We start from the raw sequence: 13,306 nt of genomic DNA, 5'->3' as shown, positions 1-13,306 counted from the left end.
AAGCTGCGCACCACTAACGATAATTGAGCGTGGAAACCCCTGCGCGCACTGCTGCGCGGCAACCTCACGGAGCGGTTTCTCACCACCACGACGCAGAAAGCCCCGCAGCAAGGCTACGGGGCTTTCTGGATGACGCTTGTCCCTTTGAGGTCAGACGCTTCGCGCCTCACTCACGACGAGACAGAGTATCAGGCTTCGGCAGGTGCATAGGAGCCATCTTCACGATGGACTTCCTTGCCGGTCAGGCCCGGGGTGAACACACAGGCCAGGTGCATGGTCTTGGTGGCACGCAGCAGGTGATCATCATGCTCGTTGAGGATATAGATGTCGCCCGGCTTGATTGGCCAGATCTTGCCATCAGCCAGGGTTTCGACTTCACCCTCACCTTCCATGCAATACACCACTTCATAGTGATGCTTGTAATGGATGTGGGTCTCGGTACCTTCAAAGATGCGAGTGATGTGGAACGAACACTTGCCACCATCTTCATCAAGCAGCAGGCGCGTGCTATCCCAGTTGCCATTCTCGGCCTTGACCAGACGATCGGTGCTGCGGGCTTCTTCGAGATTGCGAACGATCATGTGTTTTCCTCACTAGGCTGCCTGACATCGACAGCTGACAGATGGCGATTACCGTAACGAAGGGGTGACCTGGATGGGCAATCGGCGGGGATGGCAAGCCAGAGGCTCACCAACGACCCGCGGGGCGCCGATGACCGGGCGCCCCGCGGGAAGACAGCGTTACTTGGACAGCACTGCGGCAGCGTTTTCCTCGATGATATCGAGGGCTTCCAGCAGGTCTTCGTCGCGGATGGTCAGCGGGCACAGGCACTTGACGACCTGACCGGAGTGACCACTGGTCTCGATGATCAAGCCCTGCTCGAAGCAGCGTGAGGTGATGGCATCGGCCAGCTCACCGTCACGGACATCGATACCGCGCATCAGGCCACGGCCCTTCTCGTGCGCTTCGAAGCCGTTCTCGCGGGCCTTGGCGGCAATCTTCTGGAAGCGGTCTTCGACGATACGGCCCTTGCGCTGGATATCACGCTCGAACTTGTCATCGCTCCAGAAGTGGCGCAGCGCGGCGGCGCCGGTCACGAAGGCCAGGGCGTGGCCACGGAAGGTGCCGTTGTACTGGCTCGGCTTCCACTGGTCCAGCTCGGGACGCATCATCACCATCGCGAACGGCACACCGGAGGCAGACAGCGACTTCGAGTTGCAGACGATGTCCGGCACGATGTTGGCGTGCTCGAAGCTGAAGAACTTGCCGGTACGACCACAACCCGCCTGGATATCATCGACGATCAGCAGGATCTTGTGCTCCTTGCACAAGGCATCCAGACGCTGGAGCCATTCGATGGAGGCCGGGTTGATACCGCCCTCACCCTGCACGGTCTCGACCAGCACTGCTGCCGGGCGATCCAGACCGCTGGAGGAATCCTTGAGCAGCTTGTCGAGGTAGGCAACGGTGTCGATGCCCTCACCCATGTAGCCATCGTAAGGCACGAATTGCGCACCCTGCGCCGGCAGGCCCGCCGCATCACGGAACTTGGCGTTACCGGTGGTGGCCAGCGCACCCATGGTCACACCATGGAAGCCGTTGGTGAACGACACGATGTTGTGGCGGCCGGAAACCTTGCGCGCCAGACGAATGGCAGCTTCGACCGCGTTGGTGCCGGTCGGCCCCGGGAAGTGGACCTTGTAGTCCAGACCACGCGGCTTGAGGATCACTTCCTCCAGCGCTTCGAGGAAATCGCGCTTGGCGGAAGTCCACATATCGAGGCCGTGGATGATGCCATCATTGCTGATGTAATCGACCAGTGCCTTCTTGAGTACCGGATGGTTATGCCCATAGTTGAGCACACCGGCACCGGCGAGGAAATCGATGTAGCGCTTGCCGTCCTCGGTGAACAGGTGGGCATTCTGCGCCTTGGTGAAAACGGTCGGGAAAGAACGCGAATAAGTGCGTACCTCGGATTCCATCTGTTCGAGAATCTGCGTATTCATGCTGTCACCTCCCTGGTGATGGATGGCCGACTACTGAAATGGCCATACCAGAATGTAAAGACGATCCAACGAATGACACTGACCCTACCTCACTCACACATGGGGTCAGCAGGAGATGTCACAACCTTCCTGTCGTGAACATCTGCCGGACGGGACGTGATTCTTCTCGACGACCGACACAAGAATCATGACGGCGTCCCGTCCGGGACTTCTTGCGGATTGCTATTCGCCCGTGCTGCACATGGGCTCTGGCTGCATAAGAGCCTTGAGCGCGTCGAGCACTCAGATGTCGCTCGGCAGAAACGGGCCGATGCGCACCAGGTTTTCGGCAAGGTGCTCGCCACCCAGCTGGTCTGAAGAGAAGTATTCACGCGAGTGCAGCGGCACCTGCCAGCGCTCGGCGAGGCGAGTGAACAATGCCCAGGACGCCTCGTTGTCCGGCGTGATGGTGGTCTCGAGATGACGCACGTGCGCCATTTCGGGACGCTTCATCACGGCTTCGATCAAGCGACGTGCCAGGCCAGTACCACGCGCCTTCTCACCGACGGCGATCTGCCACAGGAAGAAGGTCTGCGGGGCGTCGTTGCGGGTGTAACCGGAAACGAAGCCGACGACCTCACCTTCCTCATCTGTCGCGATGGCGCAGCTGTCACGGAACTGCGTGGCCAGCAAAACGTACGAATACCCTGAATTGAGGTCCAGCGGCGGGCAGGCCTTGACCAGCTCGTAGATGCCCCAGCCATCATCGGTAGTCGGCTGACGGATGAACAACGGCGCGCTGGCGCGGTTGATCACGGCATCGTGGGTGTGGTGGGCCAGGCCCTGAATCGTGGAAGTCATTGTCATGGTTTTCATAAAATATTTCGCAGTTGGCGAATTCGCTATAAACCATAACAAACCGTTATGGATGTCGCAAACCATAAATTATTCTCGTGAAGCGTATGGATAACGTAGAATTATCCAAAGCCCCGTATCGGTGAGCGTGCAGGCCAGTACCAGTACCGGGCAACTCTCGCCCTTGCCCACCGCCCGCTGATGATTTGTCCCCACCAGACGCAAGACGGCGCCCCGAGGGGCGCCGTCTGTTTGGCTGCTCATGCGGCATCTGGCCTTGCTTGCGTTGCCGCTGCCTTTCCGTTGCCGTAAAGGCGGCTTCTGCTCTAGTGCTTGAAGCCCTGGGCTTCCGTCACTGCTGTTTCTGCCCCTCACGCTTCTTGCTGGCGATCGCGACAATCTGGCCCAGCTCATCATGGCGGCTGAACTGCACCGCGCAATTGCGTCCCTCGTGCTTGGCAGCGTAGAGCGCCATGTCCGCATTGTGTGATAGCTGTTCACGGTCGCTGCCATGCTGAGGGGCGATGGCAATCCCGATGCTGCAGCCCACTTCCAGCTTGTGCTCTTCATACAGGAAGGGCTTGCCCAGACTGTCGATGATGCGCTGGGCCAGCTGGGCCAGCTCCCCATGGCGACCCAGATTCGCCTGGATGTCGGCATTGTGGACCAGCACCACGAACTCATCGCCTCCCAGACGCGCGACGAAATCGCCCTTGCGCACCACCTGATTGAGTCGCTCCGCGATCACCTTGAGCGCCACATCTCCGGCGGCATGGCCATGGGTGTCATTGATGGGCTTGAACTTGTCGATGTCCAGCATCAGACACGCCAGCTGCCCGCCTTCGCCACTGACGCTTTCGAGCCAATGCTCGACCCGCTCATAGAAATGCTGTCGATTGGGCAGCCCCGTCAGAGAATCATGCATCGCCAGTTGGGTGATGCGCTTCTTGTAGTTGTTGCTCTCGATGATGTTGTACTTGAACTTCTGCAGCGCCCGCGCCATCTGGCCCACTTCATTGGTGTGCTGGGTGCTGTCGATCACCACGCTGACATCGTCATTGGCCAGGGTATTCATGGTCTGGGTCAGACGACGGATCGGTACCAGCACATAACGCCCGAACAACCACATCGAGATGCCGATCAGCACCACGATCATCGCCAGCGCCAGGCCATTGACCACCGGGGCCACCGTGGCCAGCAGCTTGAGCGTCTTGCCGACCGCAGCAGAGGTGGCCGCGATCCGCATGCGGCTTTCATGATCCAGCACCGCCAGTGCGTCAAGCGCCGGCGCATCATTGACCTTGACCAGCTGATCGATCTCACGCGGTGAAAGGTCTGCCTGCTCGTCATGCAGCTGGTTGACCTTGTTCAAGCGGTCACCGTAGGACTGGACGACATCGGCGATATCGCGGATGGCACGTTGCTCGGCGGTGTTCATCCCCAGCGTACGATAAGCCGCCAAGGTGGCGCGCAGCGATTCAATGTCCTGCGCCGCCTGCTGACCGTAGATGGCGTCGCTGCGCAGCACGTAATTCTTGAAGTGGTGAATCATCTCGCCGTAGCCGAGATCACGGCGCAGGTTGGCCACCAGGCGAGCCTTGCCCATGCCGTTCTCGAGCGGATTGTCATTGTCACGCAGCTCCGCGATGGAGATACGGCGCAGGGTATCCAGCCCCGAGACAGCCTGGAAATCATCGATCTGAACCAGCTTGTCGATATCGGCACTCGAACGCCCCTGCTCGATCATCGTGCGTATTCTGGGCACCATCAGCTCATAGCGGCTGATGGTGGCACGCAGGCCCGCCACCGCATTTTCCTCCCCCTGGGTCAGCCCAAGATTCTGATAACGACTCAAAGCGCTGCGAGCGGCGCCGATTTCGTTCTGCACCTCACCGATCAGCTCGAGGTCCTGACGCAGCACGAGGTTCTTGAAGTCATGCACCATGCCGCCATAGCCCAGGGCTTTGGTCAGCTGACCTTCCAGGCGCGGCTTGTCGGAGCGTGCCTGCTGATATTCCTGCCAGTCGCGCTGCAGATCGGACACGTTGTGGGTAATGAATGCCAACACGACCAGCAACACCAGTCCCGCCAAGGCGGAAAGCGCACAGATGATGATGTTGATGGTGCGAAAGCGCAGGTTGGCCAGACTCATGAAGGCTATCTCTTGACGATGGGAGGAAACGTTCGACGAAAAACGCGTCACGCCGGCCAGCCGATGGGCGCGGCCAGCATGAAAAAGATACTGCTACGATACCAGATAAAACTAATACTTGACGCAGCAACTTCCCCGAACCTCCCTTCATACGCTGTATGCCAGGGTCTGGATGTCACAGGCTCGCGTCAGATTGCCTCAGCCCCTGACAGGCTGACGTCGCGCCCATAAAAAAATCTCCCACCGAAAATCGATGGGAGATTGCATTTCTGGCCTGTGCCTGGCTTCGACCCTGTCTTCGGGCCCGAAGCCAGACCCGACATCAGCTATAGTAGGCGTTGGTCGTGTCGGTGTGGTCAGTGACGTCACGCACACCGGTCAGTTCCGGGATACGCTCCATCAGCGTCTTCTCGACACCATCCTTCAGCGTCAGATCGACGGCGGAGCAGCCCTGGCAACCGCCACCGAACTGCAGCACGGCGACCTGCTCTTCGGTCAGCTGCACCAGCTTGATCTCGCCACCGTGAGCCGCCAGGCCCGGGTTGATCTCGCTGTAGAGCAGGTAGTTGATGCGGTCTTCCAGTGGGCTGTCCGCGTTGACCTTGGGCATCTTGGCGTTTGGCGCCTTGATGGTCAGCTGCCCCCCCATGCGATCGGCATTGAAGTCGACGGTCGCTTCTTCCAGGAACGGCACGCTGTGCGTGTCGAGATAGACCTTCAGCTTCGGCAGATCCAGGATCTCATCCGTCGGCTCTTCCTCGCCCGGGCGGCAGTAGGCGAGACAGGTCTCGGCATACGGCGTGCCCGGCTGGGTGATGAAGATGCGCACGCCGATACCTTCGACGTTCTGCTTCTCGAGCAGCTCGGCAAGATACTCCTGGGCGCTATCGGTAATCTGGATGCTCTCACTCATGGCGCAGAGACTCTCTTGATGTCAGGTGACTAATGGCTCCATGTTAAGGAAAACCTGCTGCACTCGCAATCCTGAGCAAATCACTCGGGTTTGGCGCCCTGTGCGCAGCCACTCCCTTGTGGGCACTCCTGACTGACTCATGTTGCGCATGAATCATGCTCATCGTGACGATTCTGCAGTCTGATACGATATCCCAAACTGGCCAGGCGGGGATTTCGTGAACGGATCCCTCGCCAGCGCCTCTCAATAGCAATGAGTTCGCGCCTGTGGCGTGTGACTTTCTCGGCAAGGTACTGGCTCAGAAGGTACTGGCTTGGCAAAGTACTGGCCTGGTAAAGAGAGTTACACGTTCGGGAGACAACGCGACAGGTCACGCACGCTGGAGTCCGTCATGGCGCAAGCCCTATCCCCTGTTCCCTATTCTCTGCCCCTGCCCGACGCGCTGAGCCAGGCGCTGCAGGAACGCATCCTGATCCTCGATGGCGGCATGGGCACCATGTTGCAGAGCTACGGGCTGGAGGAGGAAGACTTCCGTGGCGAGCGCTTCGCCGACTGGCCCAGCGACATCAAGGGCAACAACGACCTGCTGGCGCTGACCCGGCCGGACATCGTCGAGGCGATCCACCGCGCCTATTTCGAGGCCGGCGCCGACATCGTCGAGACCAACACCTTCAACGCCACTCAGCTGTCGCAGTCCGATTACGGCATGCAGGCGCTGGTCCACGAGATCAATCTCGAATCGGCACGCCTGGCGCGCAAGACGGCGGACGCCGTAGCCGCCGAGACCGGCATCCCGCGCTTCGTCGCGGGGGTGCTCGGCCCGACCAGCCGCACCTGCTCCATCTCGCCGGACGTGAATGACCCCGCCAAGCGCAACGTCACCTTCGATATCCTGCGCGACAACTACCGCGAGGCCGCATTGGCGCTCTTCGAGGGTGGCGCGGACCTGATCCTGATCGAGACCATATTCGACACCCTGAATGCCAAGGCGGCGATCTACGCCCTCGAGGAGCTGTTCGACGAAGGCCATCCGCGGCTGCCGGTGATGATCTCCGGCACCATCACCGATGCCTCGGGACGTACGCTGTCCGGCCAGACCACCGAAGCCTTCTGGAACTCGGTGCGTCACGCGCGCCCGCTGAGCATCGGTCTCAACTGCGCGCTAGGCGCCGAGGAGCTGCGCCCCTATCTGCGTGAGCTGTCCGAGAAGGCCGATACCTTCGTCTCCGCGCACCCCAACGCCGGCCTGCCCAACGAATTCGGCGAGTACGACCAGACCCCGGACGAGATGGCCGAGATCATCGGTTCCTTCGCCGCGGCGGGCCTGCTCAACATCATCGGCGGCTGCTGTGGCTCCACCCCAGAGCACATCCAGGCGGTCAAGCGTGTGGTGGCCCAGTACCCGCCGCGCAAGGTGCCAAAGATCGCGCCGGCCTGCCGCCTGTCGGGGCTTGAGCCCTTCAACATCCAGCCGGACTCGCTGTTCGTCAATGTCGGTGAGCGTACCAACGTCACCGGCTCCGCGCGCTTTCGTCGCCTGATCAAGGAGGAGGACTACACCACCGCGCTGGAAGTCGCCCTCGAGCAGGTCGAGAACGGCGCCCAGGTCATCGACGTCAACATGGATGAGGGCATGCTGGAGTCACAGGAAGCCATGGTGCGCTTCCTGAACCTGATCGCCTCGGAGCCGGACATCTCGCGCGTGCCGATCATGGTCGACTCCTCGAAGTGGGACATCATCGAGGCGGGGCTCAAGTGCATCCAGGGCAAGGCGGTGGTCAATTCCATCTCGCTCAAGGAAGGCGAGGAAAGCTTCCGGCAGCAGGCTCAGATCTGTCGCCGTCACGGCGCCGCCGTGGTGGTCATGGCCTTCGATGATGTCGGCCAGGCCGATACCTATCAGCGCAAGATCGAGATCTGCGAGCGTGCCTACCGGATGCTGGTCGATGACATCGGCTTCCCGGCCGAGGACATCATCTTCGACCCCAACATCTTCGCCATCGCCACCGGCATCGAGGAGCACGACAACTACGGGGTCGATTTCATCGAGGCCACGCGCTGGATTCATGACAACCTGCCCCACGCGATGATTTCCGGTGGCGTCTCCAACGTGTCCTTCTCGTTCCGCGGCAACAATCCGGTCCGCGAAGCGATCCACTCGGTATTCCTCTATCACGCCATCCAGGCGGGCCTGAGCATGGGCATCGTCAACGCCGGCCAGCTGGCGCTCTACGATGACCTGCCCCGGGAACTGCGCGACGCCGTCGAGGACGTGGTACTCAACCGCCGCGATGACAGCACCGAGCGCCTGCTCGACATCGCCGACAAGCACAAGGGCGATGGCAGCAGCGGCGAGAAGAAGGAAGACCTCGAATGGCGCAGCTGGTCAGTCAACAAGCGCATCGAGCACGCGCTGGTCAAGGGCATCACCGTCCATATCGAGGAAGATACCGAAGAGGCGCGCCTGCAGGCAGCCCGACCCATCGAGGTCATCGAAGGGCCGTTGATGGACGGCATGAATGTGGTCGGTGACCTGTTCGGCGCGGGCAAGATGTTCCTGCCCCAGGTGGTGAAGTCGGCGCGCGTCATGAAGCAGGCGGTCGCCCACCTGATCCCCTTCATCGAGGCAGAGAAGAGCGGCGAGACCCAGGCCAAGGGCAAGATCGTCATGGCAACCGTCAAGGGCGATGTCCACGACATCGGCAAGAACATCGTCGGCGTGGTGCTTCAGTGCAACAACTATGAGGTGATCGACCTGGGCGTGATGGTGCCGGCGGAGAAGATCCTGCAGACCGCCATCGACGAGAAGGCCGACATCATCGGGCTTTCCGGGCTGATCACGCCGTCGCTGGACGAGATGGTCAATGTCGCCAGGGAGATGCAGCGCCGTGGCTTCGAGTTGCCGCTGCTGATCGGTGGTGCGACCACGTCCAAGGCACATACCGCAGTCAAGATCGAACCGCAGTATGAGCAGCCGGTCATCTATGTCACCGACGCCTCGCGCGCGGTGGGGGTGGCCTCGCGCCTGCTGTCGCCGGAACTCAAGGCAGCCTATGTCGATCAGATTCGCACCGAGTACGCCGTGGTGCGCGAGCGCAACGCCAAGCGCCGCCCCAAGGCCGCGGACCTCGACTACCGCGAGGCGCGCAAGCGTCGTTTCCAGCCGGACTGGGAGCATTACACCCCGCCGGCCCCCAGCTTCACCGGCCTCAAGGTCTTCGATGACTACGATCTGAATGAACTGGTCGAGCGCATCGACTGGACGCCCTTCTTCATGAGCTGGCAGCTGGCGGGCAAGTACCCGAAGATTCTGCAGGATGAGACGGTCGGAGAAGCGGCGCGTTCGCTGTTTGCCGATGCCAGGGTGATGCTGCGCAAGCTGATCGATGACAAGGTGCTGTTGGCGCGTGGCGTGATCGGCTTCTGGCCGGCCAACTGTGTCGACGACGACACCCTGGAAGTCTACGCCGATGAATCACGCACCCAGGTGGTCGAGCGCCTGCATCACATCCGTCAGCAGATGACCAAGAATCGTGATGGCGTCTGTCACAGTCTTGCCGACTTCATCGCCCCGCGTGACAGTGGCAAGCCGGACTGGATCGGTGGCTTCGCCGTGACCACCGGACATGGCGCGGATGAACTGGCCAGGGAGTACGAGGCGGCGGGCGATGATTACAACGCCATCATGGTCAAGGCGCTGGCGGACCGCCTCGCCGAAGCCTTTGCCGAGCGCCTGCACGAGCGCGTACGCAAGGAGTTCTGGGGCTACGATAGCCAGGAAGTGCTCGACAACGAGGCATTGATCGCCGAGAAGTATCGCGGCATCCGTCCGGCGCCCGGCTATCCGGCCTGTCCGGATCACACCGAGAAGGCCACGCTGTTCCGCATGCTCGAACCGGAGACGCATGCCGGCATGGTGTTGACCGAGAGCTTTGCCATGTGGCCGGCGGCCGCCGTCTCTGGCTGGTACTTCGCGCACCCGGAGTCGAAATACTTCTCCACCGGCAAGATCACCCGCGATCAGGTGCAGTCACTGGCGAGCCGCAAGGCAATGGAGCTTTCCGAGATGGAGCGCTGGCTGTCGCCGGTGCTGAGCTACGATCCCGACGCCGATTGATCCCCTCCATCAGCCGCCCCGCCGGTTGATGCAGCCAATGACAGCTCAGCGCGCCTCACCTCTCAGGCGGTGGGGCGCGCTGACGTCTGAGAGGCGATGTCTTCAGTTTGCCGAGCGCGCTATCATGGCGCTCTTCCTTATCTGCTGTCGTGAGTCGCCCGTGCTGCCGTTGTCACTGCTTTGTTTATCACTGCTCTGTTTGTCTCTGCTCTGTCTATCACTGTCCTGTTTGTCTCTGTTCGGTTTATCGCTTTTCTGTTCATCGCAGCCCAGTTCCCTGGTTTCCCGCTTGTCAGCCGCCTTCGAGGCTTTTGCCCCCTCCTGCTCCTATCACCTTTCCGACTCCCCGCGTGGGAGCGTCTGATGCTGGGGGATCTTGCGCGCAACACACGAATTCTGAAGCTGGCGCTGCCGATCATCGGGGCGATGCTGTCGCAGAGTCTGCTCAACCTGATCGACGCGGCACTGGTCGGCAGTCTGGGCGAGACGGCGCTGGCGGGTGTGGGGATCGGTGGCTATGCCATGTTCATGGTCACGGCGCTGATCTTCGGGCTGTCCTCCGCCGTCCAGGCCCAGACCTCGCGGCGCCTGGGCGAGGAAGCGCCTGAGCGTTGTGGCGAAGGCCTGAATGCAGGTCTCGTGCTGGCGTTATCGATCGGCATCCCCGTCACCCTCGCCTGCCATCACTGGGCCGAGCCGCTGCTGTCGCTGATCAATGACCAGCCCGGCGTGCATGAAACCGCCGCCTCGTATTTCCAATGGCGGGTGCTGGGGCTGATCCCGGTCGCCATGGCGTTCTGCTTCCGAGGCTTCTGGAATGGCCTGCAGCGCACCGGCATCTATCTGCGCATCATGTTGATCACCCAGGCAGTCAATGTCGTGCTCAGCGTCATTCTGATTCACGGTCTGTTCGGCGCCCCGCAGATGGGCGCCGATGGCGCCGGGGCCGGTACGACGCTGTCCCTGCTGGTCGCACTGGCGCTGTGGATCAAGGCGACGCTGGGCGAGCGCAGTCTGCACGGTGTCCTGCATGCCTGGCCGCCGATGACGCATTACCTGACGCTGCTCAAGCTGGCGGTGCCCCACTCCTTTCAGCAGCTATGGTTCGCGGCGGGCTACGCGATGCTGTTCTGGATACTCGGTCAGATCGATGCAGCCAGTGTCGCGGTCGGCCATGTGCTGGTGAATCTCTCCCTGCTGCTGATATTGCCCGGGGTCGGGCTTGGGCTTGCCGCCATGAGTCTGGTGGGCCAGGCCCTGGGCAGCGGCGAGCATGAAGAGGCCCATCGCTGGGGGTGGGACACCGTGCGCGTGGCACTGCCGTGTCTGCTGTTGCTGGGTTTGCCGCTGTGGGTCGCGCCCCAGAGCGTGCTCGGGCTGTTCCTGCATCGCCCGCCATTGATCGAGCTTGGCCTGCTGCCGCTGCAGATGACAGCCGCCATGATTGTGCTCGACTGCACCGCCATCGTGCTGGCCCAGGCACTGCTGGGCGCCGGTGCCCATCGCACCGTGATGCTTGCCACCTTGAGCTTGCAATGGCTGATCTTTCTGCCCGCGGCCTGGTGGTGGGGCGTCCATCAGGAAGGTGGCCTTGTCGCCATCTGGGCGATACAGCTCGCTTATCGCCTGCTCAACTCGCTCGTCTTCGGGCTTATCTGGCAACGCAGAGCGTGGCAAACCTTGCGCCTTTGAATATGTTCTCTGGTGCAGCCAGCCAGCAGCCCCTGCTGCCACTCGCGCCTGTAGCCCCCATGGAATACATCAAGAGATAATGATATATGTCGTTCAATCGTTGAAGCTTGGTAAATGGCAGTCTTGTTGAAGTCCATACCCAGCTTGCCCAGTCGCGTACCCTGATAGAAACAAAAGTAAATGCACTAGGGAGAACGCCATGTCCGCTGCCACCATCAGGACAGGACGAGCACAACCTGGCTTGCCAAGGCTGATCGTCCTGTGTGGTTGCCTTGCCCTCAGCGGGCTGGTCGATGCCTCATCCTCTGGCTCTTATTCCTCCGATCTCACGCCTCGAGCCTCTGAAAACACTCAAGCCCCTGCCTACCCTTCAGGCCAATCGAGGGCGCGTGGTGCACAGGAGGCGATGCCTGGGCGCCCGCTGACCGCCACCTTTGTGAACCCCGGACTGCGTGGCGAACGCTTCTGGGACATGGTGACCGACACCATGCAAGCGGCCGCCCTGGACCTGAATATCTCACTGGAAGTCGTCTACGCCGAGCGCAATCCCTACCTGCTCAAGAAACTCGCGATTCAGGCTTTGGAAAGCCCTGCCGCTCCGGATTACCTCCTGCTGGTCAATGAAGAGCAGGCGGCCTCCGAGTTGTTGACGATTGCGGATGGCCACGACACCCATGTCGTGATGCTATTGAACGGACTGACCCGCGAAGAGGCGCTGACCCATGGCACCCCGGGGTCCCTCCACCCCTCCTGGATCGGCAGCGTCATCCCCGACAACCACACTGCGGGCAAACGCATGGCGACCCAGCTGATCAAGATGGCGCGAGAAGGCTCGCCCACCGGCCAACTGCATGGACTCGCCTTGATCGGCGATACCCGAACCCCTGCCTCGATTGCCCGTAATACCGGCATGGTGGTCGGCTTTTCCCAGGACCAGGACGTCCAGATAGACCGCATACTCGAGGCGCGCTGGAATACTCAGGATGCCGAACATCTTACTGCGCAATATCTCAAGTGGGTCAGCCGCTCGAGCGGTCAGAATGATCTGATCTGGGCGGCGAATGATGCCATGGCCGAGGGGGCCATTCTTGCGCTCGAGTCAGCGGGCCTCACGCCCGGCGTGGATGTGCTGGTGGCAGGGCTCAACTGGTCACCGGAAGGTATCAGCATGGTCAAGGACCAACGCATGCTGTTGACGGACGGCGGGCATTTCATGGCGGGAGCCTGGGCGATGGTGATGGCAAGAGATCATGCCGATATCGAGGACTGGTCCCCCAGAACCGTCAACTTCCCGATGAGCCCGATCACGCATGACAATGTGGCGCGATATGGCCCGCTTCTGAAGAACCCTGACTGGGAAGCTGCAGATTTCGCCGCCTTCGGCTTGCAGGCATCGTGGGATGACTATGGGTTTGATCCTATGAGGGTATTGACGCAGATGCTTGACCAACAGGCCTCGACATCCGGATCCTCCCCTCAAGCTACTGCCACCCAGAAGAAGACTGCACGTTCCAGCGCGCCCATGGACGCCCCTCAATGAGGAGGCGCAAGGAGAGCTCGCAGGGCGACTTCCATCGCCACCGAGGGAGAAC

8 protein-coding genes are annotated in these 13,306 nt (G+C 61.1%); 3 read left to right on the top strand and 5 right to left on the bottom strand.

Features of this window, described 5'->3' with window-relative positions; genetic code table 11:
- Window positions 1–188: 188 nt before the first annotated feature.
- The 5 genes from AOG28_RS12550 to nfuA all read right to left on the bottom strand — a co-directional run bounded on the left by AOG28_RS12550 (window position 189) and on the right by nfuA (window position 5,905).
- Window positions 189–581 (bottom strand): ectoine synthase, encoded by a 393-nt coding sequence (locus AOG28_RS12550; protein ID WP_043334232.1) that lies wholly within the window; start codon window positions 579–581, stop codon window positions 189–191.
- A 159-nt stretch (window positions 582–740) separates the two neighbouring features.
- Complete coding sequence (gene ectB, locus AOG28_RS12545; RefSeq protein WP_043334231.1) at window positions 741–2,006, bottom strand: diaminobutyrate--2-oxoglutarate transaminase; 1,266 nt, start codon at window positions 2,004–2,006, stop codon at window positions 741–743.
- A gap of 282 nt (window positions 2,007–2,288) precedes the next feature.
- Entirely contained in the window at window positions 2,289–2,846 is a 558-nt protein-coding gene (ectA, locus tag AOG28_RS12540; protein WP_082388757.1) for a diaminobutyrate acetyltransferase, read from the bottom strand.
- Window positions 2,847–3,192: 346 nt separating this feature from the next.
- On the bottom strand, window positions 3,193–4,992 hold the full coding sequence (locus AOG28_RS12535) for a sensor domain-containing diguanylate cyclase (protein ID WP_054556653.1): 1,800 nt from the start codon (window positions 4,990–4,992) through the stop codon (window positions 3,193–3,195).
- 322 nt (window positions 4,993–5,314) lie between these two features.
- The gene (nfuA, locus tag AOG28_RS12530; RefSeq protein WP_054556652.1) at window positions 5,315–5,905 is read right to left on the bottom strand and encodes a Fe-S biogenesis protein NfuA; all 591 of its coding nucleotides are present in this window, start codon (window positions 5,903–5,905) and stop codon (window positions 5,315–5,317) included.
- 391 nt (window positions 5,906–6,296) lie between these two features.
- On the opposite strand from nfuA, the gene metH reads away from it, so the two are divergent.
- The 3 genes from metH (at window position 6,297) to AOG28_RS12515 (ending at window position 13,254) form a co-directional block, all read left to right on the top strand.
- Window positions 6,297–10,022, top strand: coding sequence for a methionine synthase (gene metH / locus AOG28_RS12525; protein WP_054556651.1), 3,726 nt, complete (start codon window positions 6,297–6,299; stop codon window positions 10,020–10,022).
- Between the two features lie 363 nt (window positions 10,023–10,385).
- Window positions 10,386–11,714 carry an MATE family efflux transporter gene (locus AOG28_RS12520; RefSeq protein ID WP_054556650.1) on the top strand — a complete coding sequence of 443 codons (1,329 nt, stop codon included), beginning with the start codon at window positions 10,386–10,388 and terminating at the stop codon, window positions 11,712–11,714.
- 199 nt (window positions 11,715–11,913) lie between these two features.
- Entirely contained in the window at window positions 11,914–13,254 is a 1,341-nt protein-coding gene (locus AOG28_RS12515) for an ABC transporter substrate-binding protein (protein WP_082388756.1), read from the top strand.
- The last annotated feature ends 52 nt before the right edge of the window (window positions 13,255–13,306 follow it).

The organism is Cobetia sp. UCD-24C, from assembly GCF_001306765.1.
GTDB classification, from domain to species: domain Bacteria; phylum Pseudomonadota; class Gammaproteobacteria; order Pseudomonadales; family Halomonadaceae; genus Cobetia; species Cobetia amphilecti.
The sequence above is the reverse complement of the archived record's forward strand: the minus strand, read 5'-3'. Positions and strand labels throughout refer to the sequence as shown.

What these genes read in the sequence shown, in the direction of transcription:
- AOG28_RS12550 (WP_043334232.1), bottom strand. Translation starts at nt 581, where the DNA reads ATGATCGTTCGCAATCTCGAAGAAGCCCGCAGCACCGATCGTCTGGTC.
- ectB (WP_043334231.1), bottom strand. Translation starts at nt 2,006, where the DNA reads ATGAATACGCAGATTCTCGAACAGATGGAATCCGAGGTACGCACTTAT.
- ectA (WP_082388757.1), bottom strand. Translation starts at nt 2,846, where the DNA reads ATGACTTCCACGATTCAGGGCCTGGCCCACCACACCCACGATGCCGTG.
- AOG28_RS12535 (WP_054556653.1), bottom strand. Translation starts at nt 4,992, where the DNA reads ATGAGTCTGGCCAACCTGCGCTTTCGCACCATCAACATCATCATCTGT.
- nfuA (WP_054556652.1), bottom strand. Translation starts at nt 5,905, where the DNA reads ATGAGTGAGAGCATCCAGATTACCGATAGCGCCCAGGAGTATCTTGCC.
- metH (WP_054556651.1), top strand. Translation starts at nt 6,297, where the DNA reads ATGGCGCAAGCCCTATCCCCTGTTCCCTATTCTCTGCCCCTGCCCGAC.
- AOG28_RS12520 (WP_054556650.1), top strand. Translation starts at nt 10,386, where the DNA reads ATGCTGGGGGATCTTGCGCGCAACACACGAATTCTGAAGCTGGCGCTG.
- AOG28_RS12515 (WP_082388756.1), top strand. Translation starts at nt 11,914, where the DNA reads ATGTCCGCTGCCACCATCAGGACAGGACGAGCACAACCTGGCTTGCCA.